Origin of the sequence: Marinitoga sp. 1137, from assembly GCF_001941525.1 — a bacterium.
Taxonomy (GTDB): domain Bacteria; phylum Thermotogota; class Thermotogae; order Petrotogales; family Petrotogaceae; genus Marinitoga; species Marinitoga piezophila.
This window is the reverse complement of the sequence record NZ_CP009471.1, coordinates 1,473,710-1,496,394: the sequence shown is the minus strand read 5'-3', so window position 1 is coordinate 1,496,394 and position 22,685 is coordinate 1,473,710. Positions and strand designations below refer to the sequence as shown.

The following is a 22,685-nucleotide window of genomic DNA, read 5'->3' as shown; positions in this document are numbered from 1 at the left end:
GCTCCAACTTTTTATTTTATTAACTGTATAACTTGGATATATCTCCAAATTCAAGGAATAGATTGGCTATATTTTTCAAAAATCCCAATCTATTCATTCTAATACTCTCATCTTTATCCATAACAAATACATTATCAAAATAATTGTCAATACTATCTTTCATGGTTAATAATTCATCTATTGCTTCTTTGTAGCTTAATCTTTCTAATTTTTCTTCTATCTTTCCTTTGGTTTCAAGGTATTTTTCAAACAATTGCTTTTCTGCTTCTTCTTTAAATAATCTTCCTTCATATTTCAATGAATTATGCTTTTTAGATATATTCTGAACCCTCTGGAATGTTTTTATAAATACCTTAAATTCTTCGGAATTTACAACTTCATTTAAAGCTTCTGCTGCAAGATATGCTCTTAATGGTTTATTCCAATTTACCAAAACTGTATTTATAACCTCTGAAGAGATTTTCTTTCTTGATAAATAAGTTTCAAACCTATTTTTAAAGAATTCGGAAATTTCATTTTCCTTATATTCAACACCTATTAATTCTGAAATTTTTCTCATTAGTTCTTCAAGATCTATATCCCAGTTGTTTTCTATTATTATTCTTAATACACCATATGCCTTTCTTCTTAAAGCAAATGGGTCTTTTGAACCTGTTGGAATTTTATTTATTCCAAAGAATCCAACTATATCATAAAGTTTATCTGCCATAGAAACTATTAAAGAATTAAGTTCCAAAGGCAAAGTATCGGTTTCTTCAACTGGTTTATAATGTTCTTCAGCAACAATATATACATCTTCAGAATAATTATGATGTTTTAAATATATCCTTCCCATTGCTCCCTGTAATTCCGGGAATTCATAAACTATATGTGAAGGTATGTCTATTTTTGAAAGTTCTGTTGCTTTTATGAGATTTTCGTTTTTATAATCCAATGATTTTGCTATTAATTCTGAAATTTTCATCATTATATTTATTTTATTTAAATATGTTCCTAGACCAGCCTGATATGTAATTTGATTTAATTTCTTTAAATACACCTCAACAGGTGTATTTAAATCTTCATCATAATAGAATTTTGCATCGTCAAGTCTTGCGTTAATAACCCTCGAATAACCGTTTACAACATTTTTTTCTTCACTTAATCCATCCTGAAATGCTATATAATTATTTGAAATCTTACCATTTTTTCTTGCAACAAAACTTCTTTGATGATGTTTAACTGTTATTTTTATTACTTCCTCTGGAAGCATTAAATATTCTTCGTTAAATGTTCCCACAACAGCTGCCGGATATTCTGTTAATTGAGCAATTTCATTTATTAATTCTTCATCCATTTCTATTTCCAATTCATTATTTACAGCAACCTTTTCTAACTCTTCTTTAATTCTTTCTTTTCTTTCTGAGTAATTAGCAATTACAAAATTTTCTCTTAATATGTCAAAGTACTCATCAGGTCTGGAAATAAATACTTCGCCTTTACTCATAAATCTATGCCCGAAAGTTCTTCTTGAAGAGTTAATTCCGAACAATTCAAAATCTATTATATCATAATCTAATAACGCCATTATCCAATGCACCGGTCTAACAAATTCATATTCACCATTTGACCATCTCATTGGTTTTTTAAATCTCAATTTTTTTATTACAGCTGGATATATTTCTGCAAGGGATTCGGAAATAGGTCTACCTGCTTTTTTTATCTTTGCAAATAAATATATATTGCCTTTTAATTCTTTCTCTTCAATTTCATACTCTGTTCCTTCAAGAGATCTTAAAAAACCCTGATATGGTTTTGTTGGATTTCCGTCTTCATCAAATGAAACCTTTTTAGCAGGTCCTTTTCTTTCCATTATCATGTCTGGTTCTTTTTCTGGTAAACCTTCAAGATAAACACCAAATCTTCTTGGGGCAATGAAAACTTCCAGCTTTGTATAAGATATATTATGTTTTTTTAATTCTTCTTCCATATTTTGATATAACTGAGTAATTATATTTTCATATTCACTTGAAGGTAATTCTTCAACGCCTATTTCAAGTAATGACTTTTTATTCATCATTCTCTCCTCCAATTGCTTCGAGGTATGTTTGTGCTGTCTTTCTTGCCATGTCTCTAATTAAAAGTATATATTTCTGTCTTTCATTTACACTTATTGCATTTCTTGCATCAAGTAAATTAAACGCATGCGCTGCTTTTACAAGATAATCATATGCAGGTAAATATAATTTATTTTCAATAAGATACTCAAATTCGTTTTTATATGTTTCAAAAAGATTATACAACACTTCTATATTTGCTTTTTCAAAATTAAAGATTGAGAACTGTCTTTCATTTTCTTTGAACATTTCTCCATATTTCACATACTTATTCCACATTGTTTCATATACATTCTCTTTTCCCTGCAAATACATAGCAAGTCTTTCTATTCCATATGTAATTTCAAGTGAAATAGGTTTTAATGAAACTCCACCCATTTGTTGGAAATATGTGAATTGCGTAATTTCCATTCCATCTAACCATACTTCCCAACCTACTCCCCAGGCACCAAGTGTAGGTGATTCCCAGTTATCTTCTACAAAACGTATATCATGTTCATCTGGATTAATTCCTATCGCCTTTAAAGATTCTATATAAATTTCCTGGGATTCCTTTGGTGACGGTTTTAATATTACCTGATATTGATGAAACCTTTGCATTCTATTTGGATTTTCACCATATCTTCCATCTGTTGGTCTTCTACTCGGTTGAACAAATGCAACATTAAATGGTTTTTCACCTAATGTTCTAAAAAATGTTGATGGGTGATAAGTTCCTGCACCCATCTCCATATCGTAAGGTTGTTCTATTACACAACCATATTCAGACCAGAATTTATCTAATTTTAATATTAAATCCTGAATATACAATGTCAGTTCCTCCTTTATTCAAGTGAAATTAACAGCGGATAATGAGGTTGTCCGCCATTGTGTATTTCAACCTCTAAATCTGAAAATTCTTCCATTAATTCATTTGCTATTAATTCTGCTGTTTTTTGTTCTATATCCTGACCATAGAATATTGTCATTATTTCAAATCCTTCAGCCAATTTTTCTCTTAATACCTTTAAAACAGCTTCATTTAAATCAAATCCATGTGCTTTTAATTCTTTTCCCACAAATACCAGATATTCATCTTTTTTAATGCTTTCTCCTGCTATTTCAGAATCTCTAACTGCATATGTTACTTGAATAGGAACAACTGCTGAGATTTCAGACTCAATTGCCTCTTTTAATTCGTCCTTTTCCATTGTATCATCAAATGCAAGCATTGCAGCTACGCCTTCCTGAATATACTTTGTTTTTACAACCAATACTTCTTTATCTTCAACCATATCTGCAACTTTTTCTGCTGTAAGTATAATATTTGGATTATTTGGCAATATTAATATCTTCTTTTGTGGCAATTTTTCTATGGCTTCCATGAAATCCTTTACACTTGGATTCATTGTTTGGCCACCAAATATTACCATATCAACACCTAAACTCTTAAATATCTGAGTCAATCCGTCTCCCGGAGAAACGGTTATTATTCCCCAATTTTCATTATTTGTTTCAAAAACTTCATTTTGTTCTTCTGTATTATCTGTAGTATTTTCGGCAGTATATGTTTCAGTTACATGTTCATGTTGTACCTTCATATTATCAACTTTTACCTTATATAGTTCTCCATATAATAAAAATTCTTCAAAAACCTTTCCAGGATGATTTGTATGTACATGTGTTTTTAAGAAATCTCCCTGATGAACCAGCACTATAGAGTCACCTAATTCTTCAAGAAATGCTCTTATTTTATCCAATTCTTCCTTTGAAATATCCGGATCATTTAATTTCAAAACACATTCTGTACAATACTGGAATTTTATTTCTTCGTATGCAATTTCTTTAATCTCTTCAGCTGAAGCACTTTCTATATTCTTTAAATCTACTTCAGTATCTCCATTTATAGCATCTCTAAAACCTTTTATTATATAGCTAAGCCCTTTTGCACCAGCATCTACAACATTAGCTTCTCTTAATTTTTTTAAGTATTTTGGAGTTTCTTCTACTATTTCTTCTGAAATTTCATATAATCTGTTTATAAACTCTTCAAAATCTTCTATATCAGATAATTCTTCTTCTGCTCTTTCTGCGAGTTTTCTAATCAATGTTAGCATTGTACCTTCAACAGGCTTAATAACCGCATGATATGCAACCTCTTTCGCTTTTTTCAAAGCTTCTATAAAATCTTTTGTAGTTACAACTTCTTTATCTTCAAGGGTTTCTGTAAAACCTCTAAAGATTTGAGATAAGATAACTCCAGAGTTTCCTCTGGCTCCCATTAACAATCCATCTCTCATATTTTTCATTATATCTTTCATTTTATTTTTATTCTTAGTCTTATCAAGCCATTCACATGCTTCAAGCATACCCGATGACATATTTGAACCTGTATCCCCGTCCGGAACAGGAAATACATTTAATGCATTTATTTCATCTTTTTTCACTATAAGGGTTTCTGCTGCTTTTTTAAATGCTATATAAAAATCCTTTGCATGTAATTCCTTCATGTTTTCACCTCTTTAAATTTTTATTCCTACTACTTTTACATTTACTGTTACGTCTACATCCCCCAGAGCTTCCTTTATACGATGATAGACATTTTCCTGGGCATTAGCAGCAACCCTTTTTAAAGGAAGACCATATTCCATATAAATATAAAGATTTACAGTTACCTTATTATCCTCTTCAATTACTTCTACACCTTTTTCCTGTGGCTTTTGTAATACAGATGCCAATTTATTTAATAAACCACCTTTTCCAATATCTACAGTACCATATGATTCAAGTGCTGCTCTATATACTATTTCATTAAATACTTCCGGTTTTATGGTCACTGTTCCGAGATCTGTTTCTATAATCATAAATAACACCTCCGTTATTTTTATTTATTCGAGTATAGCCGAAAGATATCCAACGGTTCTTTCATAATCTCCAAATATTTCTCCACTTGTTGTATGATGTAATATTCTTACATTTTCAAATCCTGTATATAATAATGTATTTATTGCTCCAAATCCACATGCTGTTATATTATATTTTTTTATATACTCATATACCTTTTCAGGCGATTTTTCTTTTAAGGCTTCTATAATAAAATTTCCCTTTTCCAGGGTTACTTCATGATTTTCATAATGATTTAAATCACTTGATGCAATTATAACCACACCATCTTTAGCAAATTTTTTTATAACTTTACTTAACTTTTTCGACATTTCTAATGTTTGAACTCCCATTATTATAGGAACTATTTTAAAATCATTTCCATATAAATATTGCAAAAACGGCAATTGCACTTCTATAGAATGCTCATATTCATGAGCTATAATATCTCCTTTGATTCTCAATTCAGATAATATAAAATTAGAAATTTCCGTATCCACATCTATGGTTCCAAACGGGGTTAACCATGAACCTTCTGGATATACCGACAAAGATGGACCTACACCTGTATGATTAGGTCCAATAATTATTGCTGTTTTTACTTTTCCTTTTTTCATCAATTCATAATATCCATATGCCGCTGTTTGTCCTGAAAAAACATAACCAGCATGCGGAACAATTAATCCCGTTAAGTCAATTGATTTTTCAGGTATTTCAATCTCTTCAAATCTTTCAAAAAAAGATGAAATTTGTTTTTTTAATTCTTCATAATCAGCAGGATAAAATGTTCCAGCCACTACAGGATATCTCATTTTATTCGCCTCCATATCCTGTTAGTTTTGGCCAAATAAACAATGTCAAATTATATTCTCGATTTCTCTCTTCTGTTGTTTTAAACAATTCGCCCAAAAAAGGGATATCTTTTAAAAACGGGACTCCGGTATTTAATTTTTCCTTTTTTAATAATTTTAATCCACCAATAACTCCAACATAACCATTTTTTATTAACATCTTTGTTTTTAATTCGCGTGATGTTTCCGCATTATATTTAGATATTGAAGATTTTTCCGGTTCACTGACTTTTAAAGATAAATCTAAATCTATTAAATCCTGATATTTATTATATCTCGGTTCTATTTCAAGAAACAATCCACTTTCTATATACTGTATAGAAGACTCATTTACTATAGGTACTCTATAAACAGATTTAAACATAGCTTTACTTCCAGATTTTACTATTATTTTGGGTTTAGATAATAGTTGCGAATTTGATTTTGAGTTAATGTTTTTTACATCAAATACCGCCTCAATAATTTCAGCATATAACTGTGGTGTAATTATTCCATTATTTAAAGATGCCACTATATCTTTAGAATTAAACCTGTTCTCTATTTTCCTTATTGTTTCTTCTAAAATCGAAGAATCGATTATAGATATTTCTATTGATATAACCTCTGGGATTTTGCTTTTTATTATCAAAATCCCTTCTTTATCTTCCAATATATAATTATATTCATTTAAAAGATATTCAATATTTTTTTTATTTGAATAATCTACATTATAATTATACACCGAAATAGCTTTTAAATCATCATTATTTATCAAACTGTAATTTTTTTCTTTTGCAAATTTTTCAATAATTTTATACAGAGAAATTGTTTCATTTTTTTCTTTATTTTTATTAATTATACCCTGTTTCAGTAATGAAATATCTGCTTTTACATCTGTCGCTTCATCTGATTCATCGGAAATCTCTTCTTCATTTTCGAATTTTTCTATATAATCTTTTATAATGCCTATATCTTCTTCTTTCCCTCTTATTATATAATTTTTTTCTATCTTTTGAATTATAGTATCTTTAAAAATTTTATTAAAAGGTAATAAATCTAATTTTGACTCTATTATTTCAATTTTAATGTTATTTTTATTATTTATATTATTACTTTTTTTATTATTATAATTAATATTAATATTTTCTATTTTTTTCAGTATTTCTTTAAGTTTTTCTATTTTTTCCCCTTTAACCAGATATAATGTTGTTGCAATTTGCGAAATTTCCACATCAAAAAAAGCTTCTAATTTTCTCAAATCATAATTGCTTTTTATTATATCAACTTTATATATTTCGTCTGATTTCTGCATTTTTGCGGAGTTTTCTCCATTTTTTTCAACTTTTTTTAAATGTATCTCTCCATTCTTTTCAGGATATATCACTTCTATTGCATGATTTATTTTTTTTATCTGTTCTGTTTTTTCGTTTGTTGCGTATATAAGATATACATTTTCATTTACTTTAATTCCTTTTATTCCCATAAACCTGATTAATCCCAAAAAATCAGGTATGTTAGATTCTATTAAGCTATAAATATACTCTTCCTTTTTGGTATTCGCATTATTTTCGCGAACAATTATTGGAAAAGCTGTTTTTTCAATATTTAACTTTGAAAAAAGTATGTTATTTTCATCTATATAAAAATACTTTAATCCGCTTTTTTGAATTAATATTCTGAAAATATCTTCTGGATAAAACTTTTTCAGTGTTAAAGAAATATACTTTTCTGGAACTGGATCTATATAATACCTATTCAACTTTACTTCATCCAATACCATTTCAAGAATATCCTTTATCAATATCTTTTTAAAATAATAATCTTTATCTCCTATTTCACCAAATCCTTTTACAATTATTTCCAAATTTTTATTATCCAGTTTATTGATTTTTATATCTCCCTTATTAACAGGAAATATCGTTTCAAATTCAATAATATTATTATATGTATGAATTTTTTTTACAGGCCCACGATAAATCTCCATAGTTTTATCCTCAAATTTTATATTATCTGAAAATATGCATTTATATATATTTTCTCTGTTAAACATCTCAAGAGATGTTAAAATATTGGTAATTTTAATAATTGTTGTATTTTCCACTTGATCAATAATTATTTTATATGAAAATAAATTTATATACATCATCAAAAAAAGAATAAATGGTATGTATAATTTTTTCATCTCAACACCTCAAATCTTTTTTTGTTATTGTCATATAACAATATACCATCTTTAAATATTTTTATAACCCGTTTATCGTTTTTTATTTCTCCATTTTTCAATTTTATTAATTGATTTCCTATATATACATATCCTATCAAATTACCTTCATTTTCTACAACACCTGCAAATTTTAATATTTCAGATTCAGGTAAAAAATTTTTTTCTTTCCAGAGTTCATCTACATCAAAATCTATCCCTTGAAAGAAATTTTTATACTTATTTTGTTTCTCTAACTGAATATTTATAACTTTAACATTTTCAGGAATTTGTCTTTCAATATATATATCATAACTATTATCAAAAATATCTTTTTTTCTCAAAAATAATTTGTCTATTATTACTCCATTTTCATTTTCCAATTTAGATATTATACTGGATATTTCAATTGAGGATAGATTTTTTTTATTATCGGGTTTTCAGAACATGCTATCTTATACTGAGGAATTTCCACACTTTTTTTCGGGATATTTACCTGTGTTTTATTCATAATAAACAAAGAAATTATAATAATTATTATTGAAAGAGCGTATCTATATATCATTTTCTCAACTCCAGTATTTTATATTGCTTGTATACCAGATCTATATCTCCCTTTTCTTCAATTTCAAATGGTGCCACTATTTCAACCGAATCTTTAATAGATACTGCTATTGTCGCTTCCAGTGTTGTATTAGCAGAATATTTCAGAGATAATATACGAACTTCAGTTTCAAGTTTCTCAAGAAATTTTAAAAAATTAAAAAATTCTTCATTAGTCTTTCTGGCTAATTCTATTCTTTTTTTGTATTCCTGAAACATCTTTTCTCTATTATCAATATAATTGAGTTTAATTTCATAAATTTTATTATTGTAGTAATATATAGAAAATCCCATAAATATTATTGAAATTGATAATATCACATAGGAAAATATATTTAAATATTTTCTCAATCGAGATTCAAACCCCCACAACATTTTTAAAATCACCTTCTAATATTATTTTTTTTATTTTTTCACAATCCAGATTTACACAATAAATATCTTCTGACACATTATTTATATATATTCCATACTCAAAAAACTCTTTTTCTCTATAATAAAGAATTTTTCTTTCCTGAATTTCAAATACTATTGTTTTATATTTTGAAAAATCATTATTAGAAAGGTGTTTCCATAATAATAAATTTATTGGTATATAGTAATCATATTTAATTGAAAATCTGTATTTAAACATAGATTTTTTCAAATATAAATAATACATATTTTCTCCTAAATCTATAACACCAACCTTTTCCTTTGAACTCTCGTAATCTCTTGCATTATTTATAATATACATGTTTAATTCATCTTTATCACTGAATTTTTTTATAATTCCGTAATTATGAACAATATTTATTCTCTTTTCTCCAAAAAAAGATTTCTCTTTTATCTTTTCTTTAAAAAGATATTTATTGTTATAATAATACTTTTTTACCACTTTATCCCTCCCCATGAAAAGGCCGAAGTTACAGGAAGTATTGAAAATCTTAAATATACATTATCGTTTATATATATAGTTCCTCCAGGCCCCTGCATCATAAAATTAAAAAATTGATATACATGAGCATAATTTTTATACTGGGTGTATGGAAGCTGAAGAAATATATTACCAATAAAATATATTTTACCTGCTACTATAACCCTTGAATTCTTCTTTTTAAAATCTATAGAATGATACTTTGCCTGCACAAAAGTATCCATCATATACACAAAATCTATTCTCTTTTTTATGTCTTCAAAAAATGTATGTTTTATAATTATAGGAGCAACTAATATTAAAATACTTTCTATTAACAGTACAACAATCACTTCAAAAAGTATAAATCCTTTTTTTGACTTCATCTATATCCCCTCAAACATATTAATAGCATTAAACATCCCATTATAAAAGGTATATACAATTTCTAAAATTATAACGGACAATATTGATATTAAAATTGGTTCAAATATCTTTTTTAATTTTTGAACATAAGTACCTATTTCCAGATTAAGATGGGTTTCCATTATCTCCAATGGCTTTTTCATATTTCCAATATCATTTGATAAAGATAGTGCATATATTAATTCACCAAAAGAGCTGTCTTTAAATGCATCGGATAAATCTTTTCCATTTTTTATTTTCAAAAGCATCTCATTTATTTCTTCCGCTACTTTTTTAGATGTTGCAATTTCCGAGCTCTTTTCAAATGCTGAATATAAAGTATCCCCACTTTCTATAAAAATTAATGTATTCTCAATAAATTCCAGCAAATAAAACTTCATATATAAATTACCTAAAAAGGGGATTTTATATATTGTTTTATCAAATTTTCTTCTATACTTTAATAGAACAGCTACGGCTATAGCAATAATTGAAAACAATAATATTATCCCCCAGGAGAAAAGAAAATTAAATTTTACATTAAATGTTTTTGAAAAAATAGGGGATATATAAAATTGAAGAAAGAAAAGAAGGGATATTATTGCAGAAAACAATAACAAAGGGTAAGCAATTATATTTTTAAATTCTTTATAATTATTAATTCTATTTTGATATATATTCTCAAGCCTTTCAAGCATTTTAATCATTTCTTTTTCATCTGAAACACCAGAAAGCGATACCCTTAATTCATAATCAAAAAAATATGCGGAACGTAAACTTTCCACATATGTATTACCAGCTATTAAATTATTTACAATAAAATCAAGTGCAACCTTTAATTGATATGTAATCCCTGTATTTTTTCTCATTAAATCTACAGCATCAAAAAATGTAATATTGGTTGCCAGTAATGCTTTTAAAGATTTTATAAAGGTAAGATGTTCTTTTTGAGATAACTTCTTAAATTTTATTCTTTTCACAAATTCGAATTTCTTTATTAAAATACTTTTATTAACCCTTTTAAGTGCATCTGTTTCATTTTTTCCAAATACATATCCTTTTATTTCTCTGGAATATTCTTCGCCTTCGAAATAAAAGAGTTTCATAGACTATACCCCCTATCCCTTTAAACAATCCGAAAAAAATTATATCATAATCATGTACAATTTAAAAAGCTTTGACATAAAAGGATAAATATGGTAGAATTATTCTGTAAAGCCCCGATTTTTTTATACGATATATATAATGGACCCTGAAAACAAAGAAGGTGATAAAGATGATTAATGGTGTATCGGGAGTTGGCTCATATCAATATACACCTCAAATCAATACCAGAAATGCTGCATCATCTGCAGCTAATCAGCAAATGGCTCAAAAAACCAGCCAGGACTTTGATAATCTATTAAACGCTATAGTTTATCAACAGGATGGTTTAACCCGAAAATTAGTAAGGATAATCGGTGATATGTATCAGGGAAAAAATCTGGATATTTTAGCTTAAATGCGGGCTTTAATGCCCGCATTAGTTATTGGAGGGAAAAAATGCTTTTAGACTTACATTCACATTCAACATATTCAGACGGAACATACAAACCAGAAGATCTAATATTATTGGCTAAAGAAAAAAATTTAGAATTATATTCTATAACAGACCACGATAATATAGATGCACAAAAAGAAGCTATTGAATTTGCAAAAAAATATGATGTAAATTATATTACTGGCGTAGAAATCAGTTGCAAATTTAAAAATATGTTTGATCTTTTGGGATATGGCATTGACATAAATAACGAAAAATTAATATCCACACTTAATAGAATTCAGGATTATAGAAAAAATAGAAATAATTTAATGATAGAACGACTCAAAGAACTTGGTTTTGAAATAACCTTAGATGAAGTTGCCGAAGAAGCTCAGGGAGATGTTATTGGTCGACCACATTTTGCACGTGTTCTGTTAAAAAAAGGATATGTCAAAGATAGAGAAGAAGCTTTTGATAAATATCTTGGAGACGGAAAACTTGCATATATTCCAAAACAAAAATTACAACCAGAAGAAGCTGTTTCTTTAATAAAACAGGCTGGGGGTTATCCTGTAATTGCTCATCCAAAGTATTTAAAATTATCTCCATCGAAACTTATAGATTTAATATACTATTTAAAACCTTTTGGATTATGGGGTATTGAAGTTTATTATTCCAAACATACAAGAAAAGAAATTGAAATTTTCAAGGATATTGCTTTAAAAACAGGATTAATGATAACAGCAGGAAGTGATTTCCACGGAGAAAACAAACCTGAAATTGACCTTGGAATGAGCGTGGAAGATGAATACCTAAAAAAATCTATAGATGTATTAAAAGGGTGATGAATTTGAATTACAAAGAAAGAGAAAGATTATCAACCATATCATCTATAGTTTCCATAATTGCAAACGCATTACTTGCAATACTCAAAATAGGTATTGGATTCTTTACCAATAGTATGGCTATATTAGCCGATGGTCTTGACACAGCAACAGATATATTAACCTCTGTTATGACATTAATCGCAGGAAAAATCTCCAATAAACCACCGGATATTGAACATCCATATGGACATGAACGTGCGGAAACAATAGCCACAAAAATTGTATCTCTTATAATAATGTATGCGGGTATAGAAGTATTTACAAATTCCATAAAACGTTTAATAAATCATGATGCAAATATAGATAATCTGCTTTTTGTAGTTATTATTTCTGCTATTTCCGTAGTGGTAAAGTACTCCCTGTACAAATATAGATTATATATAGGAAAAAAAATAAATAGCAACGCAACAATTGCAGATGCTTTAAATATGAGAAATGATGTTTTTACTTCTTCTTCTGTTTTAATAGGAATATTAGTTCTATACTTCACAGGATTATGGTGGATTGATTCCGTATTAGCTATTTTTGTATCTTTAATGATTTTAAAAACAGGATTTGAACAGTTTATGGAATCATCAAGTGAATTAATGGAAAGTTCCCCTGAACTAAAAGAATTATATGAACTCGTCGCAAACTGTTCATGCAAAACAGCCAAAGCACAAAATCCTCATAAAATAAGGGCAAGAAAATTTGGTCATAGATATTTTGTTGATATGCATATTGAATTGCCACCGGAAATGACAGTAAAAGAAGCAAATGAAATATGTGCAGAATTGGAAAAAAGAATAAAAGAAAAAAATCCTGCTATTAAAGATATAATAATTCACGTAGAACCATATGGCAATGCCGAAAAGGAATGTTTTGGATTATCAATAGATAATATAAAACACATGAAGGGGGAATAATTGTGTATCCTGTAGTTCATATTTATCCTGAAAAAATAAAGGAAAATGCTCTAAACATCAAAAAAATTTTTGAAGAAAGAGGAATTTCATTTACTGCTGTTACAAAAGTTACCGCCGGAAATATTGATGTAGCAAATGCTTTAATAGAAGCTGGCGTTAAATCAATTGGGGATTCAAGAATACAAAATATAATTGATATGAAAAATGCCGGTATTGATGCAGAATATATGCTCTTAAGAATTCCTATGAAAGACGAAATAGAACTGTTGGTTAAATATGTTGACGTTACACTTGTTTCTGAAATAGAAACAGTAAAATGGATAAATGATGCAGCTGAAAAAACTGGAAAAATACAGGATATAATCTATATGGTTGATGTTGGTGATTTAAGAGAAGGCGTATGGTATGAAAATGCCGTAGAAGAAATATCTAAAGTCAAAGATTTTAAAAATATAAAACTCAAAGGTATAGGAACAAACCTTGGATGTTTTGGTGGAGTTTTACCTTCAAAAGAAAATATGACAACATTATTGAACATAAAAAAAGAGATTGAGGAAAAATTAAACATAAAAATTGAAATAGTGTCCGGTGGAAATACTGCAGCATTACCGCTTGTAGAGAAAAATCTATTGCCTGAAGGAATTAATCATTTCAGACTTGGCGAATCTATTATATGCGGAACCGATGTAACAAATAATAGAATTGTACCAGGAAACAATGTTGATACAATGATTTTAGAAGCACAAATTATAGAATTAAAGGATAAACCTTCAGTACCTGTTGGAGAAATAGGTTTTGATGCTTTTGGAAGAAAACCAGAATTTGAAGATAAAGGAATAAGAAAAAAAGCCATTCTGGCTATAGGTGAACAGGATATTATCGCAGATGGACTTATTCCTTTAGATGAAAAATTAGAAGTATTGCACGCAAGTAGCGACCATACCATCGTAGATGTAACTGATTCTGAAAAAGAATATAAGCTTGGAGACACTATAAAATTCAGAATGAGTTATGGATGTCTTTTAAAAGTAATGACAGGTAAATATGTTGAAAAAATAATCCATAAATAATTAACCCCCCGGGTATTTAGCCGGGGGGTTAATTAAAAAGAGTAGCTATATATTTTATTATCGCTTCCGTAAATAAATGTGGTATTAGAAATCCATTTTACAAAGGTTATATGTTCATAATCAGTAATATACTTCGCTATAGTTTCATTTGTATTTATATCCTTTATTAATATAAACTTTCCATCTGTAAATATTATCCTTCCATTATATATATCCAGCGAAATAATCTTTCTAAGTGAATGAGATATTATTTTCTCCATATTGCCTGTGAAAATATTATATATATATAAATTAGATTTTGTATCTTCAACAAGAAGTTTATCGCTGGAGTATGGAATTATTGTTTTTACTGGATAACGAATTACAATTGTTCTATCATATTCTGGTTTATCGTTATAATGAATTATAATCCTGTTTGATGGCGAGGTTGTGAATCTTTTAAATTTGTCTTTTGAATAATATGAAATCATGGTTTTATTGTCAGGTGTTCTTTTGATTTCCGAAATCAATCCCCAATTTCCATAGTATTTTTCAACTATTTTTTTATTTTTATAGTCATATTTTACTATTTCTCTGTTTTTATTTCCATAATAGATATAATCACCATCAAAGTCTGCAGATAATTGCAATTTCTGGTCTTCAAATAGTTCTTTGCCATTTTTTAAGTTATATAGTCTAACTTCACCGTCATTACATGAAATAAATAAAATATCCTTTATTATTTTTAAATTTGAAAGGTAATCAAATAATTCTATATTTAAGATTTCATTTCCATCTTTTTTTATTGATACTTCACAAAATTCATTTTCTATTATTTCATAATCTCCTATTTTCCAGTAATTATTTATATTATTTTCTGTTTTAAAAAGTAATTTTTCGTTTTCGATATAATCTGGATAGTCCTTTAAGCTACGAATTTTTCTGTATAATTCTTTATTTTCAGGTATTGTATAGTCCAGAGCATAAAACCTTAAATATCCATCGATATTTTTTGCAAATAGATTTTTTGTAAGGTATCCTATTTCAGGATATGCAACCCTTCCAACATGCATAATATTAACAGTTTTAAATGTATTTAAATCTATTTTCAGTATTTTACCGGAAAGATATAATACATACAGATAATTTTTGTTATTTGAAATCTGGCTGAGATAATCATTTTCTAAAAATAGTTCTTTTACTATTTTCAAAGTGTTTTTATCTAAAATGGTTATTTTATTAAATCCGGAGGTTACTATAATATAATTTTCTGCAGGAATTATATGCTTTATAAACCAGTCTGAGATTTTAATACTTTTTGTAATTTTATTGTTTTCAAAAATAGATACCGTTCCGTCTTCATTTCCAAGGAGTAATTTATTTCCAATTCTTTTTACAACATCGGTATTTATATTATCTATTATTTTCTGTAGTTTTCCTGTATTTAAGTTGTACTTATATATTTCATATCCAGTTGAAAACACAAATATATTATCTAAAATATCTCCTTTAATAAGCGCAGGTTTATCAACTTCTAAAGGTATTTTATGAATTAAAAGACCGGTGTTTTTATTATATATATTTATAATTATATAATCTGCCAAATAATTATAGGTTATAACATAATTATTATCAATATAGGATAAAAATCTTCCGTTATAAAGAGAATACCTTTTATTAAAAAGATCATATACTGCAATAGAATTATTTATTCTTCCAACTATTTGATTATTATAATTTAAACCAATTTCCCCCTTAAGATTATATATATTTTGAAGCTGAATATTTCCTATAATATAATTTTCATAATATAAATAATAAAAATAATTTGCGGCATATATACCATTAAATGAATTTCCAGAATAATTTTTAACCCATTTAAGCCAATCGCCTATTAATTCATCAAAGTTTTTTCCAGAAATATCTTCAATATTCGTAAAGTAATTTATGTAAAGATTTTTTATTTCATCAATTGTATAATGCTGCAACATATACTCAAAAAATGAAGAACCATATGCGTATATATTATCGTTTTTTGCCATTTCTTTTAGCATTTTATCTGGATTATCAAAATCAAGTTTTTTCCCGTATTTAAAAATAAATTTTAAATACGCAGTATTATATCCTGAGGTAAAATATTGAGGAATTGACTCAACAAGTATTTCAGAATGTATTTTATCCTTTTTATATTCATTTTGGTATTTTTCATATTCAAATTGTGCTTCAACAAAATGTATTAATTCATGACGTAAAGCCCAGCTGGTAGTATAAATTGTACTACCACCGGTATTTAATCCCCCAACATCTATGATATTATTCATTTCAAAATCCTTTAATATATACACATTTGCTTTATTTTTCACATTTTTGAGTTTAAAAAAATCAAATAATTTATCAAGATTTTGTTGTTCTCTTTCGGCTATTATTCTTGAATACCTGGCAAATTCGCTGTCCTTTTCAAAATGAAATATAATGTTTTTTGTTTCGATTTTACACCAGTGTTTATCAGCGTATTCTTTAATATTTCTTAAAACAAAACGATTTTGATCAATTTTCCCGTAATTAATAGAAAAGGATACAATAGCCAGAACTATTAAAAAAAATAAAAAAAAGAATCTTTTCAATATCCCCACCTCCATTGAAAATATCCACTAAGATTATAACAAAAATTTTCGAATAAAAAAAACTGTAACATTGTAAAAATTTCTTTATTTGTGAAACATCTTTTCCTGTAATGAAAAAATTATGTTATAATTAAATTTGAGAATAATTTTAGGAGGATTTTATGAGCAAAAAAATATATATTTTAACACTTGGCTGCCCCAAAAATGAGGCAGATATGGATGTTTTAAAGGGAGAATTTATAAAACGAGAATATGAAATAATAGATAATCCGCTAAAGGCGGATATAGCAATAATAGATACATGTGGATTTATAGAACCTGCAAAAGAAGAATCTATAAATGAAATATTTAATCTTGTTGCATTAAAAGAAGAAAATCCGGATTTAAAGGTCATTCCTATTGGCTGTCTTATTGAAAGATATTATGAAGACTTAAAAAAAGAATTAAAAGAAGTAGATGGTCTTATAGGTGTTGTTCCGCCTTCGTTAATTGCTGAAAATATAGATAAAGGTAATTTTTATTTTAAATTAGAACAGCCATATGATGTATATTCATGTGATTTTAGAGTTATTCCAGATAAACCATATGCATATATAAAAATAGCAGATGGATGTAATAGAAAATGCGCTTTTTGTTCTATACCATATTTTAAGGGGAATCCTTCAAGCAGGGAAATAGAAGATATCGTAAATGAAGCAAAATTCCTCATAAGTAAAGGAATAAAAGAAATAGTACTTGTATCCCAGGATAATACATTATATGGTGTGGATTTATATAAAAAACAGGCTTTACCAGAGCTTTTAAAAGCGCTTAACGAAATAGAAGGTGATTTCTGGATTAGGGTTATGTATTTACATCCAGATTTCATCAATGATGAAATTATAAATACTATACATCAACTGGATAAAGTTGTAAATTATTTTGATATTCCTTTGCAACATGGTTCAAATAATGTTTTAAAACGCATGGGAAGAATAAGAACGGTTGAACAATTAAAAGAAATTATACAAAAAATAAGAAAAAATTCAGATAGCATAATAAGAACAACATTTATAGTGGGTTTTCCTGGTGAAACGGATGAGGATTTTGAAAAATTAATTCAATTTGTTGATGAAATGGAATTTGATAGACTTGGAGCCTTTACATATTATGATGAAGAAGGGACACCTTCATATGCCTTTGATAAAAAAGTTAATGAAAAAACAAAAGAAATAAGACTTGAAGAACTTATGGAATTGCAAAAAGAAATCTCACTGGAAAAATTAGAACAATTTGAAGGAAAGAAATTAAAAGTGTTAATAGAAGAATTAGAGGATAATGTATATGTTGGAAGAACATATATGGATGCACCTGAAATTGATGGAAATATATTTGTATCCTCAAACAGAGAAATAAAAATTGGAGATTTTGTCGAAGTTGAAATAACCAATACATTTGAATATGATATGGAGGGCTTTACAGTATGAATCTCTGGACTGTTCCAAACATATTAACCTTTATACGAATAATAGCAACAATTCCAATGTTTATGATTACATATGACAAAAATCTCTATATAATAGCTTTTTTTGTGTATATATTAGTATCTTTAACAGATTTATTAGATGGATATATTGCGAGAAAATATAATCTTGTTAGTGATTTTGGAAAATTTATGGATCAGATAGCGGATAAAATATTAATAAATGCTTTGTTTATAGCCTTTCTGGATATTCATTTAATTCCAGGTTGGTTTGTGGCTATTATTATAGTTCGCGATATTTTCATTAGTGGATTGAGAATGTTTCTGGCAAATAAAAATATTGTAGTGGCTGCAGATATGTGGGGAAAATTAAAAACCTTTTCTCAGACTATCTTAATTGGTTCATTATACTTAAGCGTTCAGTTTTCATTTTTAAATAGTATAAATACATTTTTAATATGGATTACAGCTTTCTTTTCCATCTTTTCGGGATATAATTATCTGGTAAAAAACATAGCAGGATTTAAGGGGGAGGAAAATGGACAGAAATAAAAAAATCAGAACATTTATAGCAATAGAAGTAAATCAAAGTATTCAGGATATATTGAGAGATACAATTGTAAGATTGGAAAGAATGGGGTTTAAGGGAAACTGGACAAAACCCGAAAATATTCATTTAACCCTATATTTCCTTGGAGATACTCATATCACAAAAATAGCAGAAATCGCAAAAAGAATGGAAGAAAGAATAACCGGATTTCCAACATTTGCATTTGAAGTTAATAGGGTTGGATATTTTAAAAACAGGAATTTTCCACGTGTTGTATGGCTGGGAGTAGACGGTGGAAATACTCTAAAACAGTTACACAATGAGGTTATAAAATCCTTAAAATTATCAGGTATTCATGTTTCTGAAAGTGAAGAACAATTCCATCCACATCTTACAGTCGGTAGAATAAAAAAGGCACCAGAATTCTGGGAAAAGCTCATAGCGGTATTACCTGTAGAAAGAGTTCTGGTTCCAGTAAGTTCTGTTGGTATATATTCTTCAACATTAACCAAAAAGGGACCCATATATAAGAGGTTGTACACCATCGATTTTGAGGGAGGTTTGATTATTAATGGCTAAAAAGGCATCAAATAAAAAGAGCAGTGTCAGTTCAAACAAAGGCGTAAATAAAGAAGAAATGCTCGATAAACTCGTTAAAGAGTTAGAAAAAAATTATGGTCAGGGTTCTATAATGATCCTGGGAAAAGGTCTGGAAGATGAAAGAAAGCTGGATATAGTTCCAACAGGTGTATTATCTGTTGATATTGCTTTAGGTGTTGGTGGATATCCAAGAGGAAGAATTATCGAAATATACGGTAATGAATCAAGTGGTAAAACAACCCTTGCTCTTCATTCAATTGCTGAAGTTCAGAGAAGAGGCGGTATAGCAGCATTTATTGATGCTGAACACGCTCTTGATCTTGAATATGCAAAAAAGTTAGGAGTTGATCCTAACACTTTGATTCTTTCTCAACCAGATTTTGGAGAACAGGCACTTGAAATAGTAGATAGCATTGTTCGTTCAAATATCGTTGATCTTGTTGTTATAGACTCTGTTGCTGCTTTGGTTCCAAGGGCAGAAATAGAAGGTAATATGGGAGATTCACACGTCGGGCTTCAGGCAAGATTAATGTCTCAGGCATTGAGAAAACTTGCTGGAAGCGTTAATAAGTCAAAAACTATAGTTATTTTTATTAACCAGACACGTATGAAAATTGGTGTAGCCTATGGAAATCCGGAAACAACAGCAGGTGGTGTAGCTCTTAAATTCTATTCAACAATAAGAATGGAAGTAAGAAAAGGTACCACATTAAGAGAAGGTAAAGATGCATATGGTAACGAAGTAAACATCAAAGTTGTAAAAAACAAAGTGGCTCCGCCATTTAAAGAAGCAAAGGTTGATATGATCTATGGCCAGGGGTTAGCAAAAATCAATGATATTTTCAACATTGCTGTAAATCATGATATCGTAAAAAGAAGTGGAGCATGGTTCTCCTATACAGATTTAAATGGCAATGAAATTAGTCTGGGACAGGGTAAAATAAAATCTCTTGATTATTTAAAAGAAAATTCCTATTTACTTGATGAAATTGAATATCGAATAAGAAAAGAAATGGATTTACCAATTCCAGATGATTTAAAAGAAAAAGTGGAAAATCCATCTAACACCTTAGAAGAAGCAGAAGGAGAAGAAATTACAAATAATGAAGAAAAAGAAGATTGATCCTACAGATATTATGCAGGCAGAAAAAAAGGCCATTAGCTTATTAAAGTATCGAGCAAGATCAGAATATGAATTAAGAAAAAGACTGCTCGAAACAGGTTTTTATAAAGAAACCGTTGACGAGGTAATAGAAAAGCTCAAACGCTTTGATATGATTAATGATGAGCTATTTGCATATTATTATCTATATGATAAAATCACCTTTAATTACAAAGGACCATTTTTATTGAAAATGGAATTAATTTCAAAATATCATATAGAAGAAGAGATTATATATAAAGCTTTACAAAAAGTATTGGAAGAAATAAATTTGAAAGAAATAATTCGTGAGATAGTGAAAAAACAAAAAAGATTGGGAAAAGATTCAAGAAAGATAAAAGAGTATTTGTATAAAAGAGGATTTGAAATTTATCAAATAGAAGAAGTTTTGGCAGAAGATGGAGGTGAATAATATGGTAACGTTGTTATATACGTTAATCGTTATATTGGTAATTTTGGTATTTGTAGCATATAAAACAGGTATGACAAAAGGTTTAGAAAAAGGAAATAAAGAGTTTCTTGAAAAATTAAAATCTGAAAAAGAACAGTTAAAAATGGAAATTGAAATAGCTAAGAGAGAAAAAGATGAAATAATAAGAAATGCACAAAAAGAAGCAGACAACATAGTAAAATCAGCTCTCATTGAAAGTAAAGAAGAAATTCAAAAAATGAAAGAAGAATTCAACAGAGAAATAAAATTAGAAAAAGAAGAATTAAAATCAATGGAAGAGCGTTTAATCAGAAGAGAAGAAATGATTGACAGAAAAGAGCAAAACCTTGAAGAATTAAAAAATAGATTAGACTCAGAAAAAGAAGAAATCTCAAAGCTAAAGGAAGAACTTGAAACAAAATTATATGAAATAGCGAATTTAACAATGGAAGAAGCAAGAGAAAAGGTGCTTAATGAAGCAAAAGAAAAATATGAATTAGAACTTGCTCAAACATATAAGGCAATGAAAGAAGAATATGAAGAAGATGCAAAGAAACATGCTCAGTGGGTAGTTAGCATAGCAGTTCAAAGATACGCTTCCGATGTAACATCTGAAATTACAACATCTACAGTTTCATTACCAACCGATGATATGAAAGGTAGAATTATAGGTAGAGAAGGTAGAAATATAAGGGCATTTGAAAAAATGACAGGCTGTGATTTAATTATTGATGATACACCAGAAGTAGTTGTAATATCAGGATTTAATCCATTAAGAAGAGAAATAGCAAAAAGAACGCTTGAAGCACTTGTTGTAGATGGAAGAATTCATCCAGCAAGAATTGAAGAAGTATATGAAAAAACAAAGAAAGAATTGGAAGATATAATAAAAGAAGCTGGTAAAGAAGCTGTAATGAGAGTTGGCATTAAACCATTACATCCAGAATTGGTAAAACTTTTGGGAAGATTAAAATTCAGAACAAGTTATGGTCAGGATGTTCTTGAACACTCAATTGAAGTTGCAAACTTCGCAGGATTAATGGCAGCAGAATTGGGACTTAATGTTGAATTAGCTAAAAGAGCAGCATTGTTACACGATATTGGAAAGGCAATAGACCACGAAGTTGAAGGGTCACATGCTATAGTAGGTGGCCAGATTGCAAAAAGATATAATGAAAAATTAGAAGTAGTTAATGCAATACAATATCACCACAATGAAGTTGATCCTATGACACCTGAAGCTGTAATTGTTGGTGCTGCAGACGCTGTATCAGCTGCAAGACCAGGTGCAAGAAGAGAAACACTTGAAAACTATATTAGAAGAATTGAACAACTAGAAGAAATTGCAAAAGAATTTAGACATGTGGATAAAGCTTATGCTATTCAGGCTGGTAGAGAACTAAGAGTTATTGTTCAACCTGATAAAATTGATGATGCTCTTGCAGATAAACTTGCAAGGGATATTTCAGCTAAAATCGAAGAAACAATGGAATATCCTGGAGTTATAAAAGTTACTGTTATTCGAGAAAAAAGAAGCGTATCCTACGCATCATAAATTAAATGGCGGCAATTTTTGCCGCCATTTAATAGATTAGAGGTGTTA

The 22,685-nt window shown here is 28.4% G+C and carries 23 protein-coding genes; 10 read left to right on the top strand and 13 right to left on the bottom strand.

What is annotated here, in order from left to right; genetic code table 11:
* Positions 1-19 precede the first annotated feature (19 nt).
* From glyS to LN42_RS07125, 12 genes are read right to left on the bottom strand one after another with little or no spacing between them, the layout of a single operon-like run.
* Positions 20-2,056, bottom strand: coding sequence for a glycine--tRNA ligase subunit beta (glyS, locus tag LN42_RS07175; RefSeq protein WP_232223893.1), 2,037 nt, complete (start codon positions 2,054-2,056; stop codon positions 20-22).
* Positions 2,049-2,906, bottom strand: a complete 858-nt coding sequence (locus tag LN42_RS07170; protein ID WP_014296854.1) for a glycine--tRNA ligase subunit alpha — start codon at positions 2,904-2,906, stop codon at positions 2,049-2,051. The genes glyS and LN42_RS07170 overlap by 8 nt, the downstream gene beginning before the upstream one ends.
* A 14-nt stretch (positions 2,907-2,920) precedes the next feature.
* On the bottom strand, positions 2,921-4,585 hold the full coding sequence (locus tag LN42_RS07165; RefSeq protein ID WP_014296853.1) for a DAK2 domain-containing protein: 1,665 nt from the start codon (positions 4,583-4,585) through the stop codon (positions 2,921-2,923).
* A 12-nt stretch (positions 4,586-4,597) separates the two neighbouring features.
* Positions 4,598-4,939, bottom strand: coding sequence for an Asp23/Gls24 family envelope stress response protein (locus LN42_RS07160; protein ID WP_014296852.1), 342 nt, complete (start codon positions 4,937-4,939; stop codon positions 4,598-4,600).
* Between the two features lie 24 nt (positions 4,940-4,963).
* Positions 4,964-5,770: an AmmeMemoRadiSam system protein B gene (gene amrB, locus LN42_RS07155; protein ID WP_014296851.1), complete on the bottom strand. Its 807-nt coding sequence runs from the start codon at positions 5,768-5,770 to the stop codon at positions 4,964-4,966.
* A gap of 1 nt (position 5,771) precedes the next feature.
* Positions 5,772-7,970, bottom strand: coding sequence for a type II secretion system protein GspD (locus LN42_RS07150; RefSeq protein ID WP_014296850.1), 2,199 nt, complete (start codon positions 7,968-7,970; stop codon positions 5,772-5,774).
* Entirely contained in the window at positions 7,967-8,371 is a 405-nt protein-coding gene (locus tag LN42_RS07145; RefSeq protein ID WP_198029608.1) for a hypothetical protein, read from the bottom strand. The genes LN42_RS07150 and LN42_RS07145 overlap by 4 nt, the downstream gene beginning before the upstream one ends.
* A gap of 8 nt (positions 8,372-8,379) precedes the next feature.
* Positions 8,380-8,553 (bottom strand): hypothetical protein, encoded by a 174-nt coding sequence (locus LN42_RS10970; RefSeq protein WP_156865416.1) that lies wholly within the window; start codon positions 8,551-8,553, stop codon positions 8,380-8,382.
* Positions 8,550-8,942 carry a hypothetical protein gene (locus LN42_RS07140; RefSeq protein WP_041638548.1) on the bottom strand — a complete coding sequence of 131 codons (393 nt, stop codon included), beginning with the start codon at positions 8,940-8,942 and terminating at the stop codon, positions 8,550-8,552. Before LN42_RS07140 ends, LN42_RS10970 begins: the two co-directional genes overlap by 4 nt.
* Before the next feature lie 7 nt (positions 8,943-8,949).
* Entirely contained in the window at positions 8,950-9,468 is a 519-nt protein-coding gene (locus tag LN42_RS07135; RefSeq protein WP_014296847.1) for a hypothetical protein, read from the bottom strand.
* Positions 9,462-9,872, bottom strand: coding sequence for a hypothetical protein (locus LN42_RS07130; RefSeq protein ID WP_014296846.1), 411 nt, complete (start codon positions 9,870-9,872; stop codon positions 9,462-9,464). Before LN42_RS07130 ends, LN42_RS07135 begins: the two co-directional genes overlap by 7 nt.
* Positions 9,873-10,997, bottom strand: a complete 1,125-nt coding sequence (locus LN42_RS07125) for a type II secretion system F family protein (protein WP_014296845.1) — start codon at positions 10,995-10,997, stop codon at positions 9,873-9,875. It abuts the gene before it with no gap.
* Positions 10,998-11,167: 170 nt separating this feature from the next.
* Between LN42_RS07125 and LN42_RS07120 the strand changes: the two genes are divergently transcribed.
* The 4 genes from LN42_RS07120 to LN42_RS07105 are packed head-to-tail and all read left to right on the top strand — an operon-like array spanning position 11,168 to position 14,275.
* The gene (locus LN42_RS07120; RefSeq protein WP_014296844.1) at positions 11,168-11,392 is read left to right on the top strand and encodes a hypothetical protein; all 225 of its coding nucleotides are present in this window, start codon (positions 11,168-11,170) and stop codon (positions 11,390-11,392) included.
* A gap of 41 nt (positions 11,393-11,433) precedes the next feature.
* A complete protein-coding gene (locus tag LN42_RS07115) occupies positions 11,434-12,258 on the top strand; it encodes a PHP domain-containing protein (RefSeq protein WP_014296843.1) in 825 nt (274 codons plus the stop codon).
* Positions 12,258-13,205 (top strand): cation diffusion facilitator family transporter, encoded by a 948-nt coding sequence (locus LN42_RS07110; RefSeq protein ID WP_014296842.1) that lies wholly within the window; start codon positions 12,258-12,260, stop codon positions 13,203-13,205. Before LN42_RS07115 ends, LN42_RS07110 begins: the two co-directional genes overlap by 1 nt.
* Before the next feature lie 2 nt (positions 13,206-13,207).
* Positions 13,208-14,275 carry an alanine racemase gene (locus LN42_RS07105; RefSeq protein WP_014296841.1) on the top strand — a complete coding sequence of 356 codons (1,068 nt, stop codon included), beginning with the start codon at positions 13,208-13,210 and terminating at the stop codon, positions 14,273-14,275.
* Between the two features lie 32 nt (positions 14,276-14,307).
* Here LN42_RS07105 and LN42_RS07100 read toward each other — a convergent pair whose 3' ends face one another.
* Positions 14,308-16,878, bottom strand: a complete 2,571-nt coding sequence (locus tag LN42_RS07100) for a hypothetical protein (RefSeq protein ID WP_075780634.1) — start codon at positions 16,876-16,878, stop codon at positions 14,308-14,310.
* A gap of 161 nt (positions 16,879-17,039) precedes the next feature.
* Between LN42_RS07100 and rimO the strand changes: the two genes are divergently transcribed.
* Genes rimO through rny form a run of 6 tightly spaced genes read left to right on the top strand, consistent with a single transcriptional unit; the run spans position 17,040 to position 22,637 of the window.
* A complete protein-coding gene (gene rimO, locus LN42_RS07095; RefSeq protein ID WP_075780633.1) occupies positions 17,040-18,344 on the top strand; it encodes a 30S ribosomal protein S12 methylthiotransferase RimO in 1,305 nt (434 codons plus the stop codon).
* On the top strand, positions 18,341-18,892 hold the full coding sequence (gene pgsA, locus LN42_RS07090; RefSeq protein ID WP_014296838.1) for a CDP-diacylglycerol--glycerol-3-phosphate 3-phosphatidyltransferase: 552 nt from the start codon (positions 18,341-18,343) through the stop codon (positions 18,890-18,892). Before rimO ends, pgsA begins: the two co-directional genes overlap by 4 nt.
* Positions 18,879-19,469 (top strand): RNA 2',3'-cyclic phosphodiesterase, encoded by a 591-nt coding sequence (thpR, locus tag LN42_RS07085; RefSeq protein ID WP_014296837.1) that lies wholly within the window; start codon positions 18,879-18,881, stop codon positions 19,467-19,469. The genes pgsA and thpR overlap by 14 nt, the downstream gene beginning before the upstream one ends.
* A complete protein-coding gene (gene recA / locus LN42_RS07080; RefSeq protein ID WP_014296836.1) occupies positions 19,462-20,613 on the top strand; it encodes a recombinase RecA in 1,152 nt (383 codons plus the stop codon). Before thpR ends, recA begins: the two co-directional genes overlap by 8 nt.
* Entirely contained in the window at positions 20,594-21,064 is a 471-nt protein-coding gene (locus LN42_RS07075; RefSeq protein ID WP_014296835.1) for a regulatory protein RecX, read from the top strand. The genes recA and LN42_RS07075 overlap by 20 nt, the downstream gene beginning before the upstream one ends.
* 1 nt (position 21,065) lies before the next feature.
* A complete protein-coding gene (gene rny, locus LN42_RS07070) occupies positions 21,066-22,637 on the top strand; it encodes a ribonuclease Y (RefSeq protein WP_014296834.1) in 1,572 nt (523 codons plus the stop codon).
* Positions 22,638-22,685: the final 48 nt, after the last annotated feature.